Origin of the sequence: Nocardiopsis alba (assembly GCF_000710955.1) — a bacterium.
Taxonomy (GTDB): Bacteria; Actinomycetota; Actinomycetes; order Streptosporangiales; family Streptosporangiaceae; genus Nocardiopsis; species Nocardiopsis alba.
The window spans coordinates 428,212-447,913 of sequence record NZ_BAZE01000003.1; the positions used below are offsets into that span (position 1 = coordinate 428,212).

A 19,702-nucleotide genomic window follows, 5' to 3' on the forward strand; every position below is an offset into this window, starting at 1 on the left:
AACCGTCCCCCGTCTCGCCTACAACGTCCCCGACAACGCCGAAGGCCCGGTGTCGGCGGACACCGGGCCTTCGATGCTGCGGTCCTGACGGGATTTGAACCCGCGGCCTCCACCTTGACAGGGTGGCGAGCACTCCTAACTGCTCCACAGGACCTCGTTGCGTGTACAACTCTAGCGCGACTTCGGAGCGCTTCGTACCGCCGGCGCCCTAGAGTGACTCGAAAGCCGTTCGTACGACGAGAGGATCCCGGCGTGACCGACCCGTCCACCCCTCTGCCCTCCGGCCCCGACACCACCCGGGTGGACCGGTGGCTGTGGGCGGTACGCCTCACCAAGACCCGCTCCGACGCCGCTCAAGCCTGCCGTGGCGGGCATGTGCGCGTCAACGACCGCCCCGCGAAGGCGGCCACCACGGTCAAGGTCGGGGACCGGGTGAGGCTGCGTCTGCACGGGATCACCCGGATCGTGGATGTGACCCACATCATCGTGAAGAGGGTCGGGGCGCCTCTCGCGGTCCGCTGTTACGACGACCTCACCCCCACCCCGCCGCCGGAGGCGACCGGGCCGGTGATCCGCCGCGACCGCGGGGCCGGGCGCCCCACCAAGAAGGACCGCCGCATGCTGGAGCGCCTGCGCTCCGACGTCCCCCCGCCCGCCTGACCCGAGCGCCCCCTGTCCCGGCTCCATCGGGCTGATCCGCTCCCTCTAGGACAAGGGGTGGTCGGCGAGGAAGTCGACGACCGCCTCGGTGGCCTTGGGCGCGGCCTCGTGCGGGTAGCCGTGCCGGGCGCCGGGCAGGATCAACGTCCGGGCGTCCGGGATCCGCTCGGCGAGCAGTTCGGCGTTGGCGACCGGGGTCAGCTCGTCGTCCTCGCCGTGCACCACCAGGGTCGGCGCCTGGATCAGCGGGAGGCGGTCCCACCCGTCGTGCTTGAGGCTGGCCTCGTAGTGACGACGCTGGGCCCGCAGCGGGTTGCGCGGAAGGATCCGGGCGACCGTCTCCGGGTGGGAGTCGGCCCACTCGGGCGTGTAGAAGAGGTGGGCGATGAGGTCGCGCCCCTCCTCGGTGTTGGCCTTGCGAAGGGCGACCGACGCGTGGTGGGGGCGCTCGACCTCGTTGTCCCCGCCGGGCGCGGTCGACCCCAGCACCAACGCCCCGACCCGTTCCGGCGCCGACGCGGCGAGGGTCTGGGCGACCTTGCCGCCCATGGAGAAGCCGTACACGTGGGCCCGGTCGATCCCCAGGTCGTCCAGGACCGCCTGGGCGTCCCCGGCCAGCAGTTCCATGCTGTAGGGCCCGTCGACGGGAGCGTCGCTGCCGCCGGTTCCGCGCAGGTCCATCCGCACCACACGGTGGTGTTCCGCGAGGTCGGTGTACACCCCCTCCCACATCTCGTGGTCGAGGGATTGTCCGTGGATGAGCAGCAACGGCTCACCCGCCCCGTGGACGTCGTACCAGAGGCGGGTTCCGTCGGCGGCGATCGCGTGGTTCACGTCAACGGACACTACCGGACATAAACGTCGAACGACCTGGGCGATCCCCCTCGACGGAGGGCACGGTAGGGTCTCCCACTGGTCGTGGTGGAGCACGGAAGGGGCCTCGTGGGGCACAGGCGCGTGACCGGGCTCGCACCCGGCCGTGAGGCTCCCCGCATCGGGGCACGTTCCACCCGTTCGGTTCGAACCGAACCCCCCTCGACGAGCATCTTCCCAGTACCCACCACCGGTTGAGGAGCGCGTATGAGAACCCCTGTCATCGCCGCCGACTCCGACCAGGGTCCGCGAGCCGACCAGGAGGACGCCCACTCCCATCGGATCCTCACCCCTTCCGAAGGGTGGTGCGCCTCCCTGGCCGACGGCTTCGGCGACCATCCACGGACGGGTGAGGCCGCCGAGCTCGCCGCCCGCACCGCCACGGAGGCCGAGGGGAGCGCCCTGGACGCGCTCCGGGCCGCGTCCGAGGCGATCGCCCGCGTCCATCCGGGAGCGGACTGCGCGATGGTCCACGCCCGCCAGGGCGACGCCGACGACCTCGTCGACATCGCCTGGGTCGGGGACTGCCGCGTCTGGACCTGGAGCCCCTGCGAGGGGCTGCTGCGGCATACCAGGGACCATACGCAGGGCCAGAGGATGCGCGACCGGGGCATCTCGGACCATCTCGCCCGGATCCGCGACCACGCGCTGACCCGCTCCGTGGCCACCGTGCTCCCGGACGACATCGGCACCACCACCGCGCCCGCGGCGGAGCTGGTCCTGTTGACCTCCGACGGCGTGCACGACCACGTCGACGAACTCCTCCTCGCCGAGTTGGTCGACGAGCACGCGGACACCCCCGAGGCCCTCGCGCGCGTCCTGATCGAGGCCGCGCGGGAAGGCGGAAGTCACGACAACGCCACCGCGCTGGTCGTCCGGTCGCCGATGCGCGTCTCGGAGCATCCGTCCCGTCAGGAACTGATCCTGGGCGGGCTGGACCTGGTCGGCGGCTTCGACGAGGAGGAGCCCGCACTGCGCAGGCTCGCCGAGGATCGTGCCGTGGGGATCGCCTGCGACGGATTCCTGTCGCGCGACGGCGTCACCTACTGGTGCACGAAGGACTCCGACCACACGGACCACCACGTGAGCTGGCACGGGGTCACCTGGGCCGAATCGGAGTCGTACCACGTCTCCTGAGCACCCGCCTCAAGAATGGTGATCCACGTCACTCACGAAAGCCTCTTGGTATATTGATTTTCGATAGGAAACGATCGATAGTCGATATATGGATCGCTACTTCATCATCCTGCTGCGCGCCGCCGCCCTCGCGGCGATCCTGGTCGGACTCTTCGGCCAGTTCGTGGTCATCCCCGGCATGGCCGCCGACGAGGTCGCCCTCGTCCCCCAGTACGCCCCCTTCGCCACTCCCTACGTGACGATCGCCGTCCTCATCGTGGCCTGCGTCCAGGTCGCCCTCGGCGCCGTGTGGGCCCTGCTCGGCATCCTTGACCGCGACGCCCTCTTCACCCCCAGGGCCTTCCGGTGGGTGGACGTCATCATCGGCTCGACGGTCGTGGCGACCCTGCTCACCGCCGGGATCGCGGTACACCTGACCGTGGCGGACATCCCCGCCCCCAACGGCAACATGGACGTGATCGGCGCGATGGGCGCGGCGATGGTGACCACCGTCGTGGGCGCCGCCCTCGCGATGCTGCTGGTCCTGATGCGCGGGCTGCTGCGCAAGGCGACGAACCTCCAGACCGAGATGGCCGAAGTGATCTGATGGCGATCATCGTCGATCTGGACGTCCAGCTCGCCCGCCGCGGCATGTCGGTCGGAGAGTTCGCCAAGGCCGTGGGGATCACCCCCGCCAACGTCGCCGTGTTGAAGAACGGCCGGGCCAAGGCGGTGCGGTTCAGCACCCTGGACGCCATCTGCCGTGTCCTGGACTGTCAGCCCGGGGACATCCTCCGCCGGGTCCCGGACGCACCGGAGTGAACGGATCGGACATGACGAACGCCCGGGGGCCGTGGCCTCCCGGGCGTTCTTCGATGTGGCTAGGGGCGGGGTCGAACCGCCGACCTTCCGCTTTTCAGGCGGACGCTCGTACCGACTGAGCTACCTAGCCGCGATCACCGACGATGTCGGCGATACCTGCGGTCCTGACGGGATTTGAACCCGCGGCCTCCACCTTGACAGGGTGGCGAGCACTCCTAACTGCTCCACAGGACCTTGTGGCGCTTCCACACCCGGCCGGTCCGACCCGGTGTGTCTCGCTGCGGTTCCCATTCTGCCAGATGTCCGGCAGTGGTCTGACCGCTTCGTACCCCCAACGGGATTCGAACCCGCGCTACCGCCTTGAAAGGGCGGCGTCCTAGGCCGCTAGACGATGGGGGCCTGTGTGACCCCCTCAGCATAGGGGAGATTCGCACCAACTCCAAAGTGATAACCGAATCCCGACGAATCCCCTGAAGAGCCGGGTCCCGGGTCAGGACGAGGGCTCCTCGCTCGGAGAACCCTCGTCCTCGTCTTCGGGCACCTCACCGACGACACGGTCCGGGTCGGCCTCGATATGCCGTTCGACCTGCGCGGACGTGAGGCCGATCCCTCCGAGATCGATGTCGTCGCGCGCCTGGAGTCTTCCGGTCTCGGCGTCGAAGTACAGCACGGAGGCCTGATAGGGCGTGGGCCGTCCCCTGCCCTGTTCCAGACCGCTCAGACCCGCGCCTCCGGTGGATCCCTGTACGAGGAACCGGGTGCCCAGGTCGGTGAGCTCGGTGGATCTGCTGTGCTCGTTCCCGGCCAGGGCCAAGGGGACCACCCCGTCGAACGGGCGGGCCTGGGTCCTGGTGTGCAGGATCGCCACGTCCACGTCGTCGTCTCCTCCGGCGATCGACGCGGCCTGCTCCTCACCCAGCGCCGCCACTCCGGCGGCGTCGGGGTTGAGTCGGGTGGCGTCCGGGGTGAACCGGGGATCGCCCGCCCCGTAGAAGGTGAGTCCTCCGACCTCGGCCACGTCGTCGTCGAGGACCACCGCGTTGGGCTGGGCCGCGACCGCCCGCTGCGTGCCCATCGAGTCGTGCTGTCCGCGCACCCAGACGTAGGGCACGTCCAGCTTGCCGATCTCCTCGGCGAAGGCGTCCTCGGCGGCGCTGCCCCGGTCGGTCAGGTCGCCGGAGTCCACGATCACGTCCACCGCGTACTGCTCCCGCAGGGTGCCGATGATGCTCCAGGACGCCGGGTTGAGCTGGATGTCGGACACGTGCAGGACGCGGATGACCGACTCGTCCTCGTCGTAGACCGGCAGGGTCGAGGTGGCCTCGTAGATCATCGCCACGTTGCCGACGAGGCCGGCGAGCTGCTCCTGGTACTCGCTGAACCGACTGACCACGTCGTCGGCGCTGCCCACCACCTGGGGAGCGCCCGCGATGAGACCCGTGTAGCGCGGCTCGGCGATGGCGCTGGGGTTGAAGGTCAGGGCGGCCGCGCCCCCGGAGGCCACCAGGACGACCAGGGTGGTGAGGGCGCTCGCCAGGGCGCGCTGGGCGTTCCGGAACAGCAGGAACCCCATCAGGGCCGCCCCGAGGACCGCCACGATCAGAGAGCGCAGGACGAGGGCGATCACGCCGTCGGTGAGGTCGGCTCCGATGCCCGCCGCCATACGGTCGATGGCCTCGGGGTCGGTGAACATCTCCTCCGCGGCGGACAGACGGATGTCGGTGATGGCCGCCTCGATCCGCAGCGGCGCCGCGTGGGTGTCGAAGGCCAGCTGCCCCAGTGGGGCGACGTTGACGACCGTCTCCCCGTGCCACTGCGGGCTCAGCGAGAAGGTGACGTCGGCCGGGCCGATGGGGGTGACCACCTGGCCGCCCAGGGCCAGGCCGAGCCAACCGCCGAGCAGACCGGCCACGACGACACAGCTCCAGCGCCACGGGCGTCCGGAGCGCCATCGGCCCAGGGTCGCGCGCACACGGCCGAGCAGCTCGCGCGTGCGGTCGAGGGCACCACGAAGGTCGTAAGCGCGGATCTGTGACAACACATCCCCCATCATGCCGTTGCCGGGGGCCGTTCCCAATGCTTCCTCCCGTGCAGAGTGTTATGTCTCTTCCACCCCGCGCCGTGGAGGCCCCACAATGACAGGTGTGGTGGAACTGACACGTAGGGACTTCGAGGAACTGGTCGCCGACGCCCTGGACCGTATCCCTCCCGAACTGGCCCGGCTCATGGACAACGTGGTGATCACGGTCGAGGAGGAGTCCGAGGAGGGGCTCCTGGGCCTGTACGAGGGGATCCCGCTCACCGAGCGGGGCGACGCGTACTTCGGGGTGCTCCCCGACCGGATCTTCATCTACCGGAACAACATCTGCGGGATCTGCGATACCCCGGAGCAGGTGGTGGAGGAGGTCCGCGTGACCGTGATTCACGAGATCGCGCACCACTTCGGGATCGACGACGACCGTCTCACCGAGCTCGGCTGGGGCTGAGGCGCCCCTGGCCGGGAGTCCTCCGCTCCACCGCCCTCACCTGCGAGAACGATCCGTGCATCGCGTGGGTTCCCCGCGCAGAACAGCATTCACGGGTGTTACCGGGAGCAACGAATCAGATACGAATACTCCTGACCCGCTTGCAGGCCGGCCCGCGTTCCGGAACCGTTGGTCATGGGGATACGACTCAGCGTGATCACAACCCGGTAACAGTAGGGAGTGCCCGGTGGGCGATCCGAACATCGACAGGGACCCCGGTGACGAGGAGCGCGCGCCCTCCACCGAACGGGACGACACATGGCGGAGCAGTTACCGCGACGTCATGGCGATCGGCGAGTTCCGTTCCATCTGGCTGGCCCACGCCCTGTCGGTGATCGGTACCAACCTGCTGAACATCGCGACCGCGCTGCTGGTCTACAAGGTCACCGAGTCGGCCTTCGCGACCGGTGTGACGCTCGCGCTGAACTTCCTGCCGCCGTTGATCGGCGGCCCCTTGCTCCCCGGGCTCGCCGATCTCCTGCCCAGGCGTCGGGTGATGGTGGCCTGCGACGTCCTGCGGGCCTGCGTCATCGTCCTCATCGGCGTACCGGGCATGCCGATCTGGGCGATCTGGTGCCTGATGTTCTTCTCGGTCCTGCCGGGCATCCCCTTCGCCGCGGCCCGCGCGGCGCTGCTCACCCAGATCATCCAGGGCGAGCGCTACGTGGCCAGCACCACGATCATCCAGTTGACCGCCCAGTTGGGCATGCTCATCGGTCTGATCGCGGGGGGCATGACGGTGGCCGTCGTGGGCCCCAACGTGACGGTGATGGGGACGGGGCTGCTCTTCGCCCTGTCCGCGCTGATCCTGCTGGTGGGTGTCAAGGCGCGTCCGCTGCCCCCGCGCGAGGAGGCTCCGTCCGACGGCCCGGCTACGACGGGACGCCGCCCCCACCTGCTGTCGATGTTCCGGGACGGCGCGAAGCTCGTCTTCTCCGACCCCAAGCTGCGGGTACTGATCCTGATGGCCTGGCTCGCCGGTCTGTACGGCATCCCCTACGGGTTGGCCACGCCCATGGCCGCCGAGGCCGGCGGCGGCCCCACCGCGGCGGGGTTCATCATGGCCGGAGCGGCGATCGGGGCGTTGTTCGGCGGCCTGATCCTCACCCGTCTGGTCCCTCCGACGACCAGGATCGGATTGCTGGGGCCGCTCGCCGCGTTGACGTCGGTCCCGCTCCTGCTCTGGGTCTTCCAGATGCCGCTGTGGGCGATGGTGCTCGCCCTGGCGGTGTGCGGCGCGGCCGGCTCCTACCAGTTCGTGGCCAACGCGGCCTTCGTCCTGTGCGTGCCCCGGGAGGGGCGGGCCCAGGCGTTCGGCCTGGCGGCCTCGGGCATCCAGGTGGCCCAAGGGGTCGGCATCCTGGTGTCCAGCTACTACGTGGAGTCCTTCGGCACCGGTCCGGTGATCGTCACGGCCGGCGCGGCCTCCCTGGTCCTCGGCGTCCTCTTGGCGGTCCTGTGGTCCCGCCGGTCCGCTGAGGTCATCGCCCGTATGGAGGAGACCGAGTCGGAGAAGGCGGCCTAGACCGCCCGGCCGGCCCTCTCCGACCTCACGGTCTCACGGGTCGGGGTCAGCACTCCGTACCCCCGTGGTCACCGCGGGGCTCGCAGGCCTCCTCGGCCTCGTGCTCCTCGCACTGGACGCGCGCGTCCCGACGTCGCCAGTCGGGGTGTGCCCTCAAGCTCCACATCATCGATCACTCGGCTTTCCCTGGAAGTTACGGATGATCTGCTCCAGCAGAGAACGGCGCTCGCTCTCGGCCGGCATCAGCAGCCAGGCCACGATGTAGACGAACACACCACTGAAGCCCAGCAGGGTGAAGACCGCGAAGAGGACACGGATCAGGGTGGAGTCGATGCCGGTGTAGGCGGCGATACCGCCGCAGACACCGGTCAGGAAACGGTCGGAATCACTGCGCTGGAGTCGTTTGCTCCCGAAGTTCTCGCTCATGGTTCCAGCCTGCCCGTTCGGTGCGACGTTTCCCATCGGGGACAGCCCTGGGCCGCCCCTGACTTCCACCCCCCGGCCCTTCCGGGGGAGGGTCCTCGGCAGGGCCGAACCCCGCGTGAGGTGTGACGGATGGGGCTGGTGTGACGTTCCGGAGATCTGGACCACACATGTCGGCGAAGGCCTCGATCAGGGGCGCTCGTCGCGCCCGAAGGCCTCTCCCAGGGAGCGGAAGGCGTGCCGCAGAAGGGTACGGGCCGCCTCGATATCCGGATCGTCCCCGTAGGGGACACGCTTCATGGTGTGCCGGATGACGGACATCGCGGAGGCGGCGATCAGCGAGGAGCGGATGTCGTCGGCGGGGGTGCCGGAACGTTCCGCGATGGCGGCGGCCAGTTCCTGTTCGGCCCGATGCAGTCGGGCGAGGAAACCGGGCAGAAGCTGGGGTTCGCGGTCCAGGAGCTCCTTGCGTCGGGCGGCCTCGGCCCGGTGCGTGGCGAGGTCTCCGGAGCCCAGGAGGGAGTCGATGAGCAGGTCGATGAGGTCTTCGACGAAGTCGCCGGTGGGCCCGCCCTCGACGAACACCTCGCGTTCGTGTTCACCGGGTGTGAAGGGTCCGTCCCCGAGGAGGGCCTCCTCCTTGGTGGCGAAGTAGTTGAAGAAGGTGCGCGCGGAGACCTCGGCCGCGGCGGCGATCTCCTCCACGGTCACGTTCTCGAGTCCGCGCTCCAGGGTGAGCCGAACCGCGGCGCCCTGGAGTGCACGCCTCGTGGCCTGCTTCTTTCTCTCTCGCAGCCCCATCGGTCCTCCCCAGTACACGACCAATAATTTCAGACCGTGCAAACATTCTCAATGTGTATTTTTTCACCCAACGCACGCGGGTCCGGCCCTTACGGACCGGACCCGCGTGCGGAGCGTGCCCTTGGGGGCACGCGTTGCTAGAAAGTACACGACGGCGGTGACACGGGGTAAGTGTCGAAGGCCCCGCGTGAACGCCCGTCGGCACCGGACCCATGGGGGATCCGGGCTACGCTCCCCCGTTCCGGGCTCCTCGGACGATGCCCTCGACGAGCTCCAGCGCCCGGTCCACCCTCTGCGGGGTGACGAAGTAGTGCGGCGAGGCCCGGACGATCTCCGTCAGGCCGCGCCGTTCCATATCGATCCGTGTCGACGCCTCTCGGCTCACCGTCACGGTCACGTCGGCGCGCGCCAGGGCGGCCACGACCTCGGGCGCCGGCACGCCCTCCACGTCGAACGTGACGATCCCCGAGTGTCGGGCCCCCAGGTCGTGCACTCTCACACCCTCGATCCGGGCGAGCCCCTCGCGCAGCCGGCCGCTGATGCCCCGGACCGCCTCACGGATCTCCGGGACGCCGAGTTCCAGGGCGTACCGCGCCGCCTCGATGAGCCCGAGCCGGTCCGCGATGCTCGATTCCCAGAGCTCGAACACCTTGGCGTCGTCGCGGGCCCGTGTACGGTCCGGAGCGGTCCACTCCCCACCGTGGTGGTCGATCTCGTCCAGGATCAGATCGTCCAGGATGGAGCGGCGCGCGTACAGGAAGCCCGTCCCGCGCGGGCCGCGCAGCCATTTGCGTCCCGTTCCGGCGATGAAGTCGACCCCGGTCTCGTCGGCGCGACACGAGATCTGGCCCACGGACTGGCATCCGTCCAGGAGGACGAGGGCCCCCGCGTCGTGTGCGGCGTCCACCACCTCGCGTACCGGATTCAGCAGACCGCCGTTGGTGGGGGCGTGCACGAGGGAGACGAACCTGACCCGTTCGTCCAGGAGTTCGCGCAGCGCGGTCGGGGAGACCTCTCCGGAGGGGTCGGAGGGGACGACCTCGACGCTCGCCCCGACCGCCTCGGCCCGACGCAGCATGGCGACGGCGTTGCCTCCGTATTCGACCTCGGTGATCAGGATCCGGTCGTTCTCCTTCAGGGGGATCGACCGGAAGGCCGCGAACCACGACCGCGTGGCGCTGTCGGTGAAGGCGATCTCCTCGGGGGCGCATCCGAGCAGTTCGGCGAAGACGGAGTAGCCCGCCTCCAGGTCCTCCTCCCGTTCCGCCGCCGCGCGGTAGCCGCCGATCTCCGTCTCCCTGCGCAGATGGTCGACGACGGTGTCGGCCACGCGCGCGGGCGCCAGGGAGGAGCCCGCGCTGTCCAGGAAGACCTGGCCGTTCCGGCAGCCGGGGGTGTCGAGTGCGGTCGTCTCCGGGTCGATCGTCATGTGCTCCACCGTTCCTCGTTCACCGGGGGGTCGCGCGCCCTCCCAGAGGGGGTGGAACGAGAGGGGCGCCGGGATCCTTGTTCCCTCGCACACCCCTCCCACACTCGGCCTCGGCCCGGCTCAGCCTCGGAAGGCCCGCTCCCCACGGGCCTCGCGCACCCGCACCAGTTGGGCCAGGAGGGCCAGCACCGGCAGTTCCAGGAGCGGCCCCACGACCAGGGCGACCGCGATCAGCGGCCGGTCGGGGAAGGCCGCCACCGCGATGGCTAGCGCGATCGGCGAGTTGCGCGCGGTGACCGTCATGGTCAGTGTCACCCGCTGTGCCGCGGGCAGTTTCAGGAGGCGGGAGAGCCCGGTCGCGATCAGGGGCAGCAGGACGAAGAAGATCAGCAGGGGCGGCACCAGGACCAGGAGGTCCGCGGCGTGGTCGAGCACGACCCGGGCCTGCCAGGCGAACATCGCGAACACGGCCGCGTACAGCAGGGGGAGCACGAGGGTTCCGGCCGGGGAGAGGATCCGGCGCTCCCGCCAGTCGGCCCCCTTCCAGCGCTGTGACGCCCAGCGCAGCAGCATCGCCAGAGCCAGCGGCACCACGAGTACCAGGAGCACCGACTCGGCCAGCGTGCCCACGTCGACCATCGCGGCCCGTCCGCCCAGCAGCAGCACGTACACCGGCAGCAGGAGGAGTTGAAGGACGAGGTTGACCGGTAGCAGGGCGGCCGCGATACCGGTGTGACCGCGCGCCATGGCGGTGAAGACCAGATACCAGTCCGTACAGGGGGTCACCAACAGCAGCAGGAGTCCGATGCGCAGGTCGGGTTCGCCGCCCAGCAGTCCGGCGCCCAGCGCCCAGGCCAGGGCCGGGGTGAGGACGAAGTTCAACACCAGACTGACGACCACCAGGGTCCTGGCGTTACGGACCTCGCCCACGTGGGCGGCGTCCATCTGCACGAAGACACAGGCGAGCATGGCCAGCAGGGCGGGCAGCACCACGTGTTCGGCGGCCGGGCCGATGGGCAGGAGCAGGCCCGCCCCCAGACCGGCGAGGGCCGCCAGGGCCACGAAGAGGCTCTGGAGGCGTTCGGCCAACGACATGGGTTCAGTTCTCCTTGAGGGGGACCGGCCCTGTCCACGGTAGACCTTCGAGTCGACTCGAAGGGTCGCCCCGGTCCCCGGGCCCGGGTCAGAGACCGCCGGCGCCGCTCGGGGCCGTTCGAAGAGGACAGCCCTCCCAGAGAAGGCGGCACATGAGGGCGGCGCCCGCCATCACCGCCGCGACCACGGCCAGGGCGAGGCCGATCACGCCCGGAAGTTCCTGGACGAGGACGAACAGGCCCATCACCAGGACGAAGACGCCGAACCCCTTCCTCAGGGCGGCCTCGGGCACGCGGGAGGTCAGCCGTGCGCCCAGGAGCGCGCCGACGACGGCCGCGGCGGTGATCGCCAGCATCGGCCCCCAGTCCGGGGTCACCGTCGTGAGGTAGCCGGCCAGTCCGGCGAAGGACTTCATGGAGATCACGAGCAGGGAGGTCCCGACCGCCACCGGCATGGACAGTCCGCCGAGGAGTGCCAGGGCGGGCACCACGAGGAACCCTCCTCCGGCTCCGACCAGACCGGTGACCACCCCGACGACCACGCCGTCGAGAACGATCCTCCGCAGCGGGAGTCTCCGCTCGGCACCGTCACCGGTGGACGTGGAGGCGCCTCTTCTGCCTCGGAGCATCGCGGCCGCGGTCGCCACCATCATGAGAGCGAAGGCGACCATCAGCAGGGTTCCGGGAAGGTGCCCGCCGACCAGCCCGCCGAGGAAGGCGCCGACCATGCCCGCGGCGCCGAAGACCGCTCCGGTGCGCCACTGGACGTTCCCGCGGCGCGCGTGGGCGACCATGCTGGTCAGCGAGGTGACCCCGACGACGAACAGCGAGGCGGCGATGGCCTCCTGTGGGGCCATGCCCGCGACGTAGGTCAGCAGGGGGACCATCAGGATGGAGCCGCCTCCCCCGAGCAGCCCGAGGGCCAGGCCGACCACCACGGCGAGGCCGATCACGATGATCATGTACATCCGTCTCTCACTCTCTCTGTGACGTGGAACCGTGCGGACGGCCGGAGGACGACGGTCGTCGGGGCGGCGGGGCGGGGCCCGTCCTCGTGGCGGTCATGCCGACGGGGGCGGGCCCCACCGTTCGCGAACGGTCAGCGGTTCAGGAGCCAGGCCGGGTAGCCGCCTTCGAGTTCGACCACGTCGTGGCCGGCGCGGCGCAGGGCCGCGGCCGCCACCGAGCTGCGCAGACCGGACTGGCAGTAGCTCACGATCGGCCCTTCGGGCAGGGTGTCGCGGTGCCACAGGACTCGGCCCGCGCTGAGCTGTCGCGATCCGGGGATGTGGCCGGACGCGTGCTCGCCCTTGTTGCGCACGTCCAGGACGAGGGCCGACTCGAAGCCCTCCAGCTCCTCGGCGGTGATGACGCTCGGCACGGTCTCGGGCAGCCCGGTCAGACCGGTGGTGTAGCCGGCGACCTCGTCGATACCGACCCTCATCAGGTGGTCGCGGAACCGGTGGGCGGTCTCCTGGTCGGACGCCAGCAGGACGAGGGGACGCGATTCGGTCTCCGGGTCGTAGGCCCAGGCCCCGAAGGTGGCCGCCTTGTCCGGGCCGGGGATGTGCAGCGCGCCGGCCACGGTGCCCCGGTGCACCTCGGTGTGCGGACGGGTGTCGACGAAGACGATCTCCTCGGCGTCCAGTGAGGCGCCGACCTCCTCGGTGGAGAGTTCGGGGAGCGGCGTCGACCGGCCCAGGATCCGCGGCCCCTCCTTGTTCTGCCGCTTCATCCGGGCGAAGTAGGCGTGGGCGTCCGGCTGTCCGCCGAGCAACTCCTCGACGAACCCCCGCTCGTCGTTCTCTCGCAGGTAGGGGGCCCACCAGGCGTTGAGGCGTTCGTATCCGACCGTGGTGGAGGGGAGGGCGCCGAGCGCCTTCCCACACGCGCTTCCGGCGCCGTGCCCGGGGTGGATCTGGACGTGGTCGGGCAAGGCCAGGAGGACGTCGCGCAGCCCCGCGAACAGCAGGCGCGCGCCCTCGAAGCGGGTGTCCACCTCCCCGGCCGCCTCGTCGAGCAGGTCGGGGCGGCCCACGTCACCGGCGAACACGAAGTCGCCGGAGAGCAGGTAGCCGGGGTCGTCGCTGAACGCCCCGTCGGTGATGAGGAACGACAGGTGTTCGGGGGTGTGCCCCGGGGTGTGCACCGCGCGCACCGTGACGTTGCCGATCTCGATGGTGTCCCCGTCGTACAGGCGCTCGGCGGCGAAGCCGTACTGCCAGTCCTTTCCGCCCTCGCCGGAGACGTGGATCCGGGCTCCGGTGGCCTCGGCGAGCTCTCGGGTGCCCGAGAGGTAGTCGGCGTGGATGTGGGTCTCGGTCACGTGGGTGATGCGCATGCCGTGTCGTTCCGCGAGGGCGAGGTACTCGTCGACGTCGCGGCGGGCGTCGACCACGATGGCCTCCCCTCGTGCCTGGCAGCCGATGAGGTAACCGGCCTGGGCGAGGTCCTCGTCATAGACGCGTTCCAACAACATGGCGTCTCCTTCCGGGTGGGGTGTTCTCTTCGATCCGATGGATACTCCGGGGAGTATCCGAACGTCGTGGTGCGGTGTCGGTCGCGAGCCCGGTGGGGCCCGCTAACCCACGGTCAGCGTCGGCCGCCGATGCGGGCGAGGGAGTCCTCGATGTCGACGTGGTTCTTCGGCTGGTTGTAGGGCAGGCGCGTCAGGGCCATGCCCATGGCGCAGGTGTCGGTCACCGCCGCGAAGGTCAGCCCGGCTCCGACGAACCCGGCGATGGCGACGGCCGGGGTCCACCACAGGGAGGCCACCGCCGAGACGAGGACGATGCTTCCGGCCACGAGCCGGACCTGCCGCTCCAGGGCCCATCTGCTGCGCCCCTTGACGACGGCGCCGCCCTGGGACTCCCAGGCGTTCATGCCGCCGTCCAGGACCACCGTGTCGCTCAGGCCGGCGGCGGCCAGGCTGTCCTGGCAACCGCGCGCCCTCTGCCCGGACTGGCAGACGAGGACGAGTCGGCCGCCGGCGTCGGCCACGATCCGCTCCAGGTGCCGGTCGACCCGCTGGGACGGCAGGTTGATCGCCCCGGGGATGTGCGAGCTCTCGTACTCGGCCGGGGTGCGCACGTCCACCACGAGGGTGTTCGGGTCGGACTCGAACAGGGTGCGGACGGCGTGGACGCCGATGGTGCGATCGGACATGGGTTCTCCTTCGTCAGGGTGGTCGGATACACCGGGGAGTATCCGTGGGTCGGGGTTCGGCGCCTCGCGCAAGGAAGAAAGGCCCGGACCCGCTTTTTCTTGGGTGGACCCCCTCGGCCCGTGTCACGGGATCGGGTCGTCGGCGACATTCTCGCGCCGCAGATCCTCCCATACACCGGGGGGTATCCTGGTCTCACACGTGACCGACGATGATCGGCTCACGCTCGCCCCTCGACCGGATCAGGCCAGGGACAGGAACAGCTTCTCCAGCTCGGCCTCGGTCAGCTCCGGCTCCTCGCCCCGCTCGCGCGCGGCGTTGCAGTGGCGCATACCGCCGGCGACGATCTTGAAACCGGCCCGGTCCAGGGCCCGGGAGACGGCGGCGAGCTGCTGGAGCACCTCGGCGCAGTCCTCGCCCTCCTCGATCATCGAGATCACACCGGAAAGCTGCCCTTGGGCCCGCTTCAATCGGGTCAGGGCGTCGCCCACCATCTCAGGCTTCATCTGGGTCCCTCCTCGCTCACGGAACACAACATACCCCCGGGTGTATATCTTCGCCAGTGATCGACCGCACACCGACGACGTCGCGCACCCCTCCCCCATCACACGAGACCCGTAGGGAACGGGGTTCCGCGCGGTTCCGAGGAGGATGGGAGGCCCGGGGTTCGTGACCACCCTCATATCGAGGGCGATCGTACCGGCCCGCGGGTCCGGCTCAACCGGAACGGCGTGAGAAGACCTCCCCCGCCAGGATGCGACGCAGTGCCGCCGCGCAGTAGTCGACCATGTCCACCGGGGGCTCGTCCGGCGACCACCAGCGGATCTCATCGTGCTTGTGCGGCTCCCGGTTACGGGGGACACCGGTCCATTCATGGCACAGGAAGAAGAAGTGGACCCACCCCCGCGGCCCTCGCCCGTCGTGGACGACGTGGACGAACCGCAGGTCGTCGGCGCTCACCCCGATGCCGAGCTCCTCCGCGCTCTCGCGCAGGGCGGCGGTCACGACGTCCTCCCCCGGATCCACCTTCCCCGCCACCCCGGCGTGCCACAGCCCCGGGGCGTACGGCAGGTCGGGGCCGCGCCGGGTCAGCAGGATCCGCCCCTCGCGGACCGGGAACACCTGCACGCTCAGCGCCGCCTCCCCGGAGAGGCGGGCCTCGCCTCCGCTTTCGTTCATGGGGCCATCATGAACGCCCCCGACGACGGAACGGTCGATGGGACCCACGCCCCTCCCCTTCGGGGACGGCCCGAGACGCGACCGCCCCCGATCAGGTCGCCAATCCGTGCCGGTAGGCGTAGACCACGGCCTGTACCCGGTCGCGCAGCCCCAGTTTGGTCAGGATGCGCGAGACGAACGTCTTCACGGTCTCCTGGCTGATGAACAGGCTCCGGGCGATCTCCCCGTTGGACTGCCCGTCGGAGATCAGGCGCAGGACCTCCAGTTCACGGGGGGTCAGCGGAAGGTCGTCGGGGATGGTGTCCCGGGTGGGCCGGATCCGGGCGGCGTACTTGCCGACCAACTGCCGAGTGACCTCGGGGTCCAGCAGGGCCGACCCCGTGAACACCGTACGGATGCCGTGCAGAAGCCGATCCGGGGGCGCGTCCTTGAGCAGGAACCCGCCGGCACCCGCGCGCAACGCCTCATAGACGTACTCGTCGAGGTTGAACGTGGTCACCACGAGGACCTTGATCGGATGGTCGACCTCGGAACCGGCCAGGCGCCGGGTGGCCTCGATACCGTCGAGGACCGGCATACGCACGTCCATCACGACGACGTCGGGGCGCAGACGTTCGGCGAGCTCGACCGCGCTCTCGCCGTCGCCGCACTCGCCCACGACCTCCATGTCGGGTTGGGCGCCGATGATGGTGACCAGGCCGGTGCGGATCAGTACCTGGTCGTCGCAGACCAGGACGCGGATCGGAGCGCTCACTCTCCCTCACCCGCCGAGACCCCGGCCGGGATACGGGCGCTCACGGTGAAGCCGCCGTCCTCGCGCGGGCCCGCGGTGAGGTCGCCGCCCAGGACCTCGACGCGTTCGCGTAGACCGATCAGGCCCCGCCCGCTCCCTGCGGGCACGACGCCGGAACGGCCCACTCCATCGGTGCCGACGTTCACGGTGATCTCCTCCGGGCGGTGATGGACACGGACCGTCGTGCGGCTTCCGTGCGCGTGTTTGAGGGCGTTGGTCAGGGATTCCTGCACGACACGGTGGGCGACGAGGTCGGCGCTGCCGCGCGAGGCGGCCGGGGTGCCCTCCTCGGTGAACTCCACCGGCTGGCCGGCCTTGCGGGCCTGTTCCACCACGGCGAGCAGACCCTCGTCGTCCTCGGGAGCGGGGGTGGTGTGGTCGGGGTTGAGCACGTCGAGGAGGTGGCGCAGATCGGAGATGGCCCGCCGTCCGGTGTCGGTGACGGAGGCGAGGGTCTCGTCGAGTCTGTCGGGGGCCGCGGTCAGATAGCGCGCCGATTCGGCCTGGACCACCATCGCGGTCACGTGGTGGGTCACCACGTCGTGGAGTTCGCGGGCGATACGGGTGCGTTCGGCGGTACGGGTGGCCTCGGCGAGCAGGCGTCGACGTTCGGCCTCGGCGATGCGGGTGGAGCGCAGCCACGAGCCGATCCCCCAGGCGAGCGTCAACGCCAGGAAGAACACGACGTACTCGGGCAGGGTCTCGCCCTCGCCGACCCGGTGCAACGCGATCGACAGCAGGACGTAGAAGACCGAGGCCGCCACCACGGCGGTACGTCGGTACACGTGGAGGTGGGCTCCGGCACTCACCAGCGCGATGGGCAGCGCGGTGCCCGCGAACAGGTGGTAGCCGGACAGCTGGTCGAGGGCGAAACCGATCGACACCAGCGCCAGGCACACCGCCGGCCATTTCCTACGCACCGCCAAGGGCAGGCACTGGAGGGCGGCGGCGAGGAGGCCCAGGGAATCGAAGGGGCGCTCGGCCACTCCCCCGAACTGGGTGCCGTGGCCGTGGAGCGAGGGGATGAGGGAGAAGGCGAGGAGCAGCAGACCCAGGGGGAGGTCGCGCACGGTGACGTCGAGTCGCCGCCAGAGTCTTTGGAGCCGCCGGAGTTTGGTCACCGGGGCAGTGTAGTGGCGCTGTCCGCGCCACCGGAGCGCCTGTGAGCGAGGATCTCCGGCCGCCGAGGCACCGGATTCCGCGCCCGGAGGGAGGCCCTTCGATCGGAGGGGGACGTCGACGCAGGTGGGACCGTCGCCGGAGGGGTCGGTCCGGGCTTGTCCCCCATGAGAGCCACACGCGGGTGTCCACTCTGTGGTGATGACCCCGGATCGCCGAATCCGTAACGTTCTTCTCGGTCGCGGCGCACCGGTCACGGAGCGGAACACCCCACCGCACCGCCCGGAGCGCACCCCCGCTCGCCACCCCCGATTCCCTTACCGGAGGCCCTCATGTCCCGCACCACTCGGACCACCGCTCTGACCGCCCTGCTCTCCGCCGTGACCGTCACGAGCCTCACCGGATGCTCGATCGCGTCCGAGGTCCGGGACGGGCTCGGCGAGGTCCGGACCGACCTGGAGTCCGCCGCCGAGGAGGTCATGACCGAGGGACAGCTGTTCACCGGTACCAAGATGCTGGAGGTCGAGGGCGGTTCCGTGAACGTCTCCTGCTCCGGCGCCCCGGTCCAGGACCGGCCGGTGATCGTCCTGATGGCCGGCATGGGCGACGGGCTGGACACCCTCGCCGACATCCAGGAGACCCTGAGCGAGCAGGACCGGGTCTGCTCCTACGACCGCTTCGGCGAGGGTGAGAGCGATCAGCCGACCGGTCCGCAAACCATCGACGACGGCAAGGCGACGCTGCGCGCGGTCCTCGACGACATCGCCGGCGACCAGGAGGTCGTGCTCGCGGGTCACTCGCTGGGCGGGCTGATCGCCGCCCGCTACACCCCCGACGACCAGGACCGGGTGAAGGGGCTGGTGCTGTTGGACGCCACCTCCCCGACGATGATCGACGACATCACCGGGGTCATCCCCGAGTCCGCCACCGGTGAGGGCGCCGAGGTACGGGCGCAGAACCTCGCGATCTTCCAGGGCGAGAACCCGGAGAACATCACCATCGAGAGCGACCCGGAGGTGCGTTCGGCCGGGGACATCCCGGTGGAGATCGTCCGGCACGGTGTCCGGTACCTGGGCGAGATCGCCGAGTACGGCGACGACCTGGAGCGCGTGTGGACCGAGGGCCAGGAGAAATGGCTGGAGGTCTCCACCGCCGGCCGGCTCTCCGTCGCCGAGGAGAGCGGCCACTACATCCACGTCGACCAGCCCGAGGTCGCCCTCGACGCCATCCGCACCGTCACCGACCAGGCCGCCGGCTAGACCGGACCGCCGGCTAAGGGACCGGCGGGTCTGTGAACGGCGTCGCCCGCGAACACGGGCGGCGCCGTTCGTCATGTCCGGGATCGGAACCGTGACTCCTACGAGCGCCTCGCGCACCCTGAGCGACGAAAAGGACGGAATACATATCGTTTCGACGCGAGGTGGAACCAGAACGCCCCGGTCGGAGTCCATGACCTCGGTATAGCGACGAACATCGGGAGTTCACGATGCGGCAGGTCCACCGTCAGGGAATCATCACCGGAGCGATCCTCGGAGCTCTGCCTCTGCTCCTGACCACCGGTTGCTCGTTCGAGTTCAGCCTGGGCGGCCCCTCCGCGGTGGACGCCGCGGAGGTCGCCGAACGGTCCAGCGAGATGCTGGAAGAGCAGATCGGTCAGGCCCCGGACGACCTCACCTGTAGCGAGGACCTGCCGGCGGAGGTGGGCGCGGAGATCCGCTGCGAGCTCACCCACGGTGGGGAGAGCCTCGGCGTGACCGTTACGACGACCGAGGTCGACGGGAACGACGTGCGGTGGGACGTCGTGGTCGACGACCTCCCGGCCGAGGAGGAGACGGCGGCCGAGGAGCCGGCCGCCTCGGACGACACGGCGGCCGCCGGGAGCGATGGCCGGGTCCCCGCGAGCGAGGTGGCGCGCGTGTCGGCCGAACAGTTGGCGGCCGTGGTCGGGCAGGAGCCCGAGGAGCTCACCTGTTCCGAGGGGCTTCCGGCCGAGGTGGGCGCGGAGATCCGCTGCAACCTCGTGGACGGCGGTATGAACTACGGCGTCACCGTCACGACGACCGCGGTGAACGGGACCGATGTCGAGTGGGACGTCAAGGTCGACGACGCCCCGCTGTAACCCCCGGCGAGACCCCCGTACACGTCGGGTGCCGTGGGCGACGTCGCCCACGGCACCCGAG

At 70.1% G+C, this 19,702-nt stretch carries 21 protein-coding genes and 4 tRNA genes; 8 read left to right on the forward strand and 17 right to left on the reverse strand.

All coding sequences use genetic code 11. The annotated features are described in order from the left end of the window. Positions 1 to 79: 79 nt before the first annotated feature. A tRNA-Asp gene (locus TR33_RS07665) sits at positions 80 to 154 on the reverse strand. Between the two features lie 98 nt (positions 155 to 252). Between TR33_RS07665 and TR33_RS07670 the strand changes: the two genes are divergently transcribed. Beyond that, the gene (locus TR33_RS07670) at positions 253 to 660 is read left to right on the forward strand and encodes an RNA-binding S4 domain-containing protein (protein ID WP_014908956.1); all 408 of its coding nucleotides are present in this window, start codon (positions 253 to 255) and stop codon (positions 658 to 660) included. A 45-nt stretch (positions 661 to 705) separates the two neighbouring features. On the opposite strand, the gene TR33_RS07675 is transcribed toward TR33_RS07670, so the two are convergent. Continuing rightward, positions 706 to 1,494, reverse strand: a complete 789-nt coding sequence (locus TR33_RS07675) for an alpha/beta fold hydrolase (RefSeq protein ID WP_042282374.1) — start codon at positions 1,492 to 1,494, stop codon at positions 706 to 708. A 246-nt stretch (positions 1,495 to 1,740) separates the two neighbouring features. Between TR33_RS07675 and TR33_RS07680 the strand changes: the two genes are divergently transcribed. The 3 genes from TR33_RS07680 to TR33_RS07690 all read left to right on the forward strand — a co-directional run bounded on the left by TR33_RS07680 (position 1,741) and on the right by TR33_RS07690 (position 3,471). Next, positions 1,741 to 2,670, forward strand: a complete 930-nt coding sequence (locus TR33_RS07680; protein WP_017534517.1) for a PP2C family protein-serine/threonine phosphatase — start codon at positions 1,741 to 1,743, stop codon at positions 2,668 to 2,670. A gap of 88 nt (positions 2,671 to 2,758) precedes the next feature. Next, entirely contained in the window at positions 2,759 to 3,256 is a 498-nt protein-coding gene (locus tag TR33_RS07685; RefSeq protein WP_042282377.1) for a DUF2975 domain-containing protein, read from the forward strand. Next, the gene (locus tag TR33_RS07690) at positions 3,256 to 3,471 is read left to right on the forward strand and encodes a helix-turn-helix domain-containing protein (protein WP_017534515.1); all 216 of its coding nucleotides are present in this window, start codon (positions 3,256 to 3,258) and stop codon (positions 3,469 to 3,471) included. Before TR33_RS07685 ends, TR33_RS07690 begins: the two co-directional genes overlap by 1 nt. A 56-nt stretch (positions 3,472 to 3,527) precedes the next feature. Here TR33_RS07690 and TR33_RS07695 read toward each other — a convergent pair. The 4 genes from TR33_RS07695 to TR33_RS07710 all read right to left on the reverse strand — a co-directional run bounded on the left by TR33_RS07695 (position 3,528) and on the right by TR33_RS07710 (position 5,521). Further along, positions 3,528 to 3,601, reverse strand: a tRNA-Phe gene (locus TR33_RS07695). Positions 3,602 to 3,630: 29 nt separating this feature from the next. Continuing rightward, positions 3,631 to 3,705 (reverse strand) — tRNA-Asp (locus TR33_RS07700). Between the two features lie 92 nt (positions 3,706 to 3,797). Continuing rightward, positions 3,798 to 3,870 (reverse strand) — tRNA-Glu (locus TR33_RS07705). A 91-nt stretch (positions 3,871 to 3,961) separates the two neighbouring features. Next, on the reverse strand, positions 3,962 to 5,521 hold the full coding sequence (locus TR33_RS07710; protein ID WP_108914128.1) for a metallophosphoesterase family protein: 1,560 nt from the start codon (positions 5,519 to 5,521) through the stop codon (positions 3,962 to 3,964). An 85-nt stretch (positions 5,522 to 5,606) separates the two neighbouring features. On the opposite strand from TR33_RS07710, the gene TR33_RS07715 reads away from it, so the two are divergent. Then, positions 5,607 to 5,957: a metallopeptidase family protein gene (locus TR33_RS07715; RefSeq protein ID WP_014911118.1), complete on the forward strand. Its 351-nt coding sequence runs from the start codon at positions 5,607 to 5,609 to the stop codon at positions 5,955 to 5,957. 226 nt (positions 5,958 to 6,183) lie between these two features. Continuing rightward, entirely contained in the window at positions 6,184 to 7,521 is a 1,338-nt protein-coding gene (locus TR33_RS07720) for an MFS transporter (protein WP_042282378.1), read from the forward strand. Positions 7,522 to 7,686: 165 nt separating this feature from the next. On the opposite strand, the gene TR33_RS07725 is transcribed toward TR33_RS07720, so the two are convergent. From TR33_RS07725 to TR33_RS07775, 11 genes are all read right to left on the reverse strand, one after another. Continuing rightward, positions 7,687 to 7,947 carry a PspC domain-containing protein gene (locus TR33_RS07725; RefSeq protein WP_014908525.1) on the reverse strand — a complete coding sequence of 87 codons (261 nt, stop codon included), beginning with the start codon at positions 7,945 to 7,947 and terminating at the stop codon, positions 7,687 to 7,689. A 186-nt stretch (positions 7,948 to 8,133) separates the two neighbouring features. Then, positions 8,134 to 8,745, reverse strand: coding sequence for a TetR/AcrR family transcriptional regulator (locus TR33_RS07730; RefSeq protein ID WP_042282380.1), 612 nt, complete (start codon positions 8,743 to 8,745; stop codon positions 8,134 to 8,136). A gap of 226 nt (positions 8,746 to 8,971) precedes the next feature. After that, on the reverse strand, positions 8,972 to 10,174 hold the full coding sequence (locus TR33_RS07735; protein WP_042282635.1) for an aminotransferase class V-fold PLP-dependent enzyme: 1,203 nt from the start codon (positions 10,172 to 10,174) through the stop codon (positions 8,972 to 8,974). Positions 10,175 to 10,294: 120 nt separating this feature from the next. Further along, the gene (locus TR33_RS07740) at positions 10,295 to 11,269 is read right to left on the reverse strand and encodes an arsenic resistance protein (protein ID WP_042282381.1); all 975 of its coding nucleotides are present in this window, start codon (positions 11,267 to 11,269) and stop codon (positions 10,295 to 10,297) included. A gap of 88 nt (positions 11,270 to 11,357) precedes the next feature. Then, positions 11,358 to 12,236 carry a sulfite exporter TauE/SafE family protein gene (locus TR33_RS07745; protein WP_042282383.1) on the reverse strand — a complete coding sequence of 293 codons (879 nt, stop codon included), beginning with the start codon at positions 12,234 to 12,236 and terminating at the stop codon, positions 11,358 to 11,360. A 131-nt stretch (positions 12,237 to 12,367) separates the two neighbouring features. Then, a complete protein-coding gene (locus TR33_RS07750) occupies positions 12,368 to 13,747 on the reverse strand; it encodes an MBL fold metallo-hydrolase (protein WP_017534509.1) in 1,380 nt (459 codons plus the stop codon). A 113-nt stretch (positions 13,748 to 13,860) separates the two neighbouring features. After that, the gene (locus TR33_RS07755) at positions 13,861 to 14,433 is read right to left on the reverse strand and encodes a rhodanese-like domain-containing protein (RefSeq protein WP_017534508.1); all 573 of its coding nucleotides are present in this window, start codon (positions 14,431 to 14,433) and stop codon (positions 13,861 to 13,863) included. A 240-nt stretch (positions 14,434 to 14,673) separates the two neighbouring features. Continuing rightward, positions 14,674 to 14,925 carry a metal-sensitive transcriptional regulator gene (locus tag TR33_RS07760; protein WP_014912014.1) on the reverse strand — a complete coding sequence of 84 codons (252 nt, stop codon included), beginning with the start codon at positions 14,923 to 14,925 and terminating at the stop codon, positions 14,674 to 14,676. Between the two features lie 223 nt (positions 14,926 to 15,148). Further along, positions 15,149 to 15,610, reverse strand: coding sequence for an NUDIX hydrolase (locus tag TR33_RS07765; RefSeq protein ID WP_051067464.1), 462 nt, complete (start codon positions 15,608 to 15,610; stop codon positions 15,149 to 15,151). 91 nt (positions 15,611 to 15,701) lie between these two features. Continuing rightward, positions 15,702 to 16,364 (reverse strand): response regulator, encoded by a 663-nt coding sequence (locus TR33_RS07770; RefSeq protein WP_014911812.1) that lies wholly within the window; start codon positions 16,362 to 16,364, stop codon positions 15,702 to 15,704. Beyond that, a complete protein-coding gene (locus tag TR33_RS07775; RefSeq protein WP_042282386.1) occupies positions 16,361 to 17,524 on the reverse strand; it encodes a sensor histidine kinase in 1,164 nt (387 codons plus the stop codon). The genes TR33_RS07770 and TR33_RS07775 overlap by 4 nt, the downstream gene beginning before the upstream one ends. Positions 17,525 to 17,854: 330 nt before the next feature. Here TR33_RS07775 and TR33_RS07780 point away from each other — a divergent pair, with 330 nt between their 5' ends. After that, positions 17,855 to 18,781, forward strand: a complete 927-nt coding sequence (locus TR33_RS07780; protein WP_042282389.1) for an alpha/beta fold hydrolase — start codon at positions 17,855 to 17,857, stop codon at positions 18,779 to 18,781. 227 nt (positions 18,782 to 19,008) lie between these two features. Next, positions 19,009 to 19,641: a DUF4333 domain-containing protein gene (locus TR33_RS07785; protein ID WP_014912201.1), complete on the forward strand. Its 633-nt coding sequence runs from the start codon at positions 19,009 to 19,011 to the stop codon at positions 19,639 to 19,641. Positions 19,642 to 19,702 lie beyond the last annotated feature (61 nt).

Excerpts from the sequence above, each read along its gene's own strand:
- TR33_RS07725 (WP_014908525.1), bottom strand. The coding sequence starts at position 7,947 with ATGAGCGAGAACTTCGGGAGCAAACGACTCCAGCGCAGTGATTCCGAC.
- TR33_RS07735 (WP_042282635.1), bottom strand. The coding sequence starts at position 10,174 with ATGACGATCGACCCGGAGACGACCGCACTCGACACCCCCGGCTGCCGG.
- TR33_RS07730 (WP_042282380.1), bottom strand. The coding sequence starts at position 8,745 with ATGGGGCTGCGAGAGAGAAAGAAGCAGGCCACGAGGCGTGCACTCCAG.
- TR33_RS07785 (WP_014912201.1), top strand. The coding sequence starts at position 19,009 with ATGCGGCAGGTCCACCGTCAGGGAATCATCACCGGAGCGATCCTCGGA.
- TR33_RS07745 (WP_042282383.1), bottom strand. The coding sequence starts at position 12,236 with ATGTACATGATCATCGTGATCGGCCTCGCCGTGGTGGTCGGCCTGGCC.
- TR33_RS07765 (WP_051067464.1), bottom strand. The coding sequence starts at position 15,610 with ATGAACGAAAGCGGAGGCGAGGCCCGCCTCTCCGGGGAGGCGGCGCTG.
- TR33_RS07780 (WP_042282389.1), top strand. The coding sequence starts at position 17,855 with ATGTCCCGCACCACTCGGACCACCGCTCTGACCGCCCTGCTCTCCGCC.
- TR33_RS07690 (WP_017534515.1), top strand. The coding sequence starts at position 3,256 with ATGGCGATCATCGTCGATCTGGACGTCCAGCTCGCCCGCCGCGGCATG.
- TR33_RS07715 (WP_014911118.1), top strand. The coding sequence starts at position 5,607 with ATGACAGGTGTGGTGGAACTGACACGTAGGGACTTCGAGGAACTGGTC.
- TR33_RS07680 (WP_017534517.1), top strand. The coding sequence starts at position 1,741 with ATGAGAACCCCTGTCATCGCCGCCGACTCCGACCAGGGTCCGCGAGCC.
- TR33_RS07740 (WP_042282381.1), bottom strand. The coding sequence starts at position 11,269 with ATGTCGTTGGCCGAACGCCTCCAGAGCCTCTTCGTGGCCCTGGCGGCC.
- TR33_RS07750 (WP_017534509.1), bottom strand. The coding sequence starts at position 13,747 with ATGTTGTTGGAACGCGTCTATGACGAGGACCTCGCCCAGGCCGGTTAC.
- TR33_RS07760 (WP_014912014.1), bottom strand. The coding sequence starts at position 14,925 with ATGGTGGGCGACGCCCTGACCCGATTGAAGCGGGCCCAAGGGCAGCTT.
- TR33_RS07755 (WP_017534508.1), bottom strand. The coding sequence starts at position 14,433 with ATGTCCGATCGCACCATCGGCGTCCACGCCGTCCGCACCCTGTTCGAG.
- TR33_RS07710 (WP_108914128.1), bottom strand. The coding sequence starts at position 5,521 with ATGGGGGATGTGTTGTCACAGATCCGCGCTTACGACCTTCGTGGTGCC.
- TR33_RS07685 (WP_042282377.1), top strand. The coding sequence starts at position 2,759 with ATGGATCGCTACTTCATCATCCTGCTGCGCGCCGCCGCCCTCGCGGCG.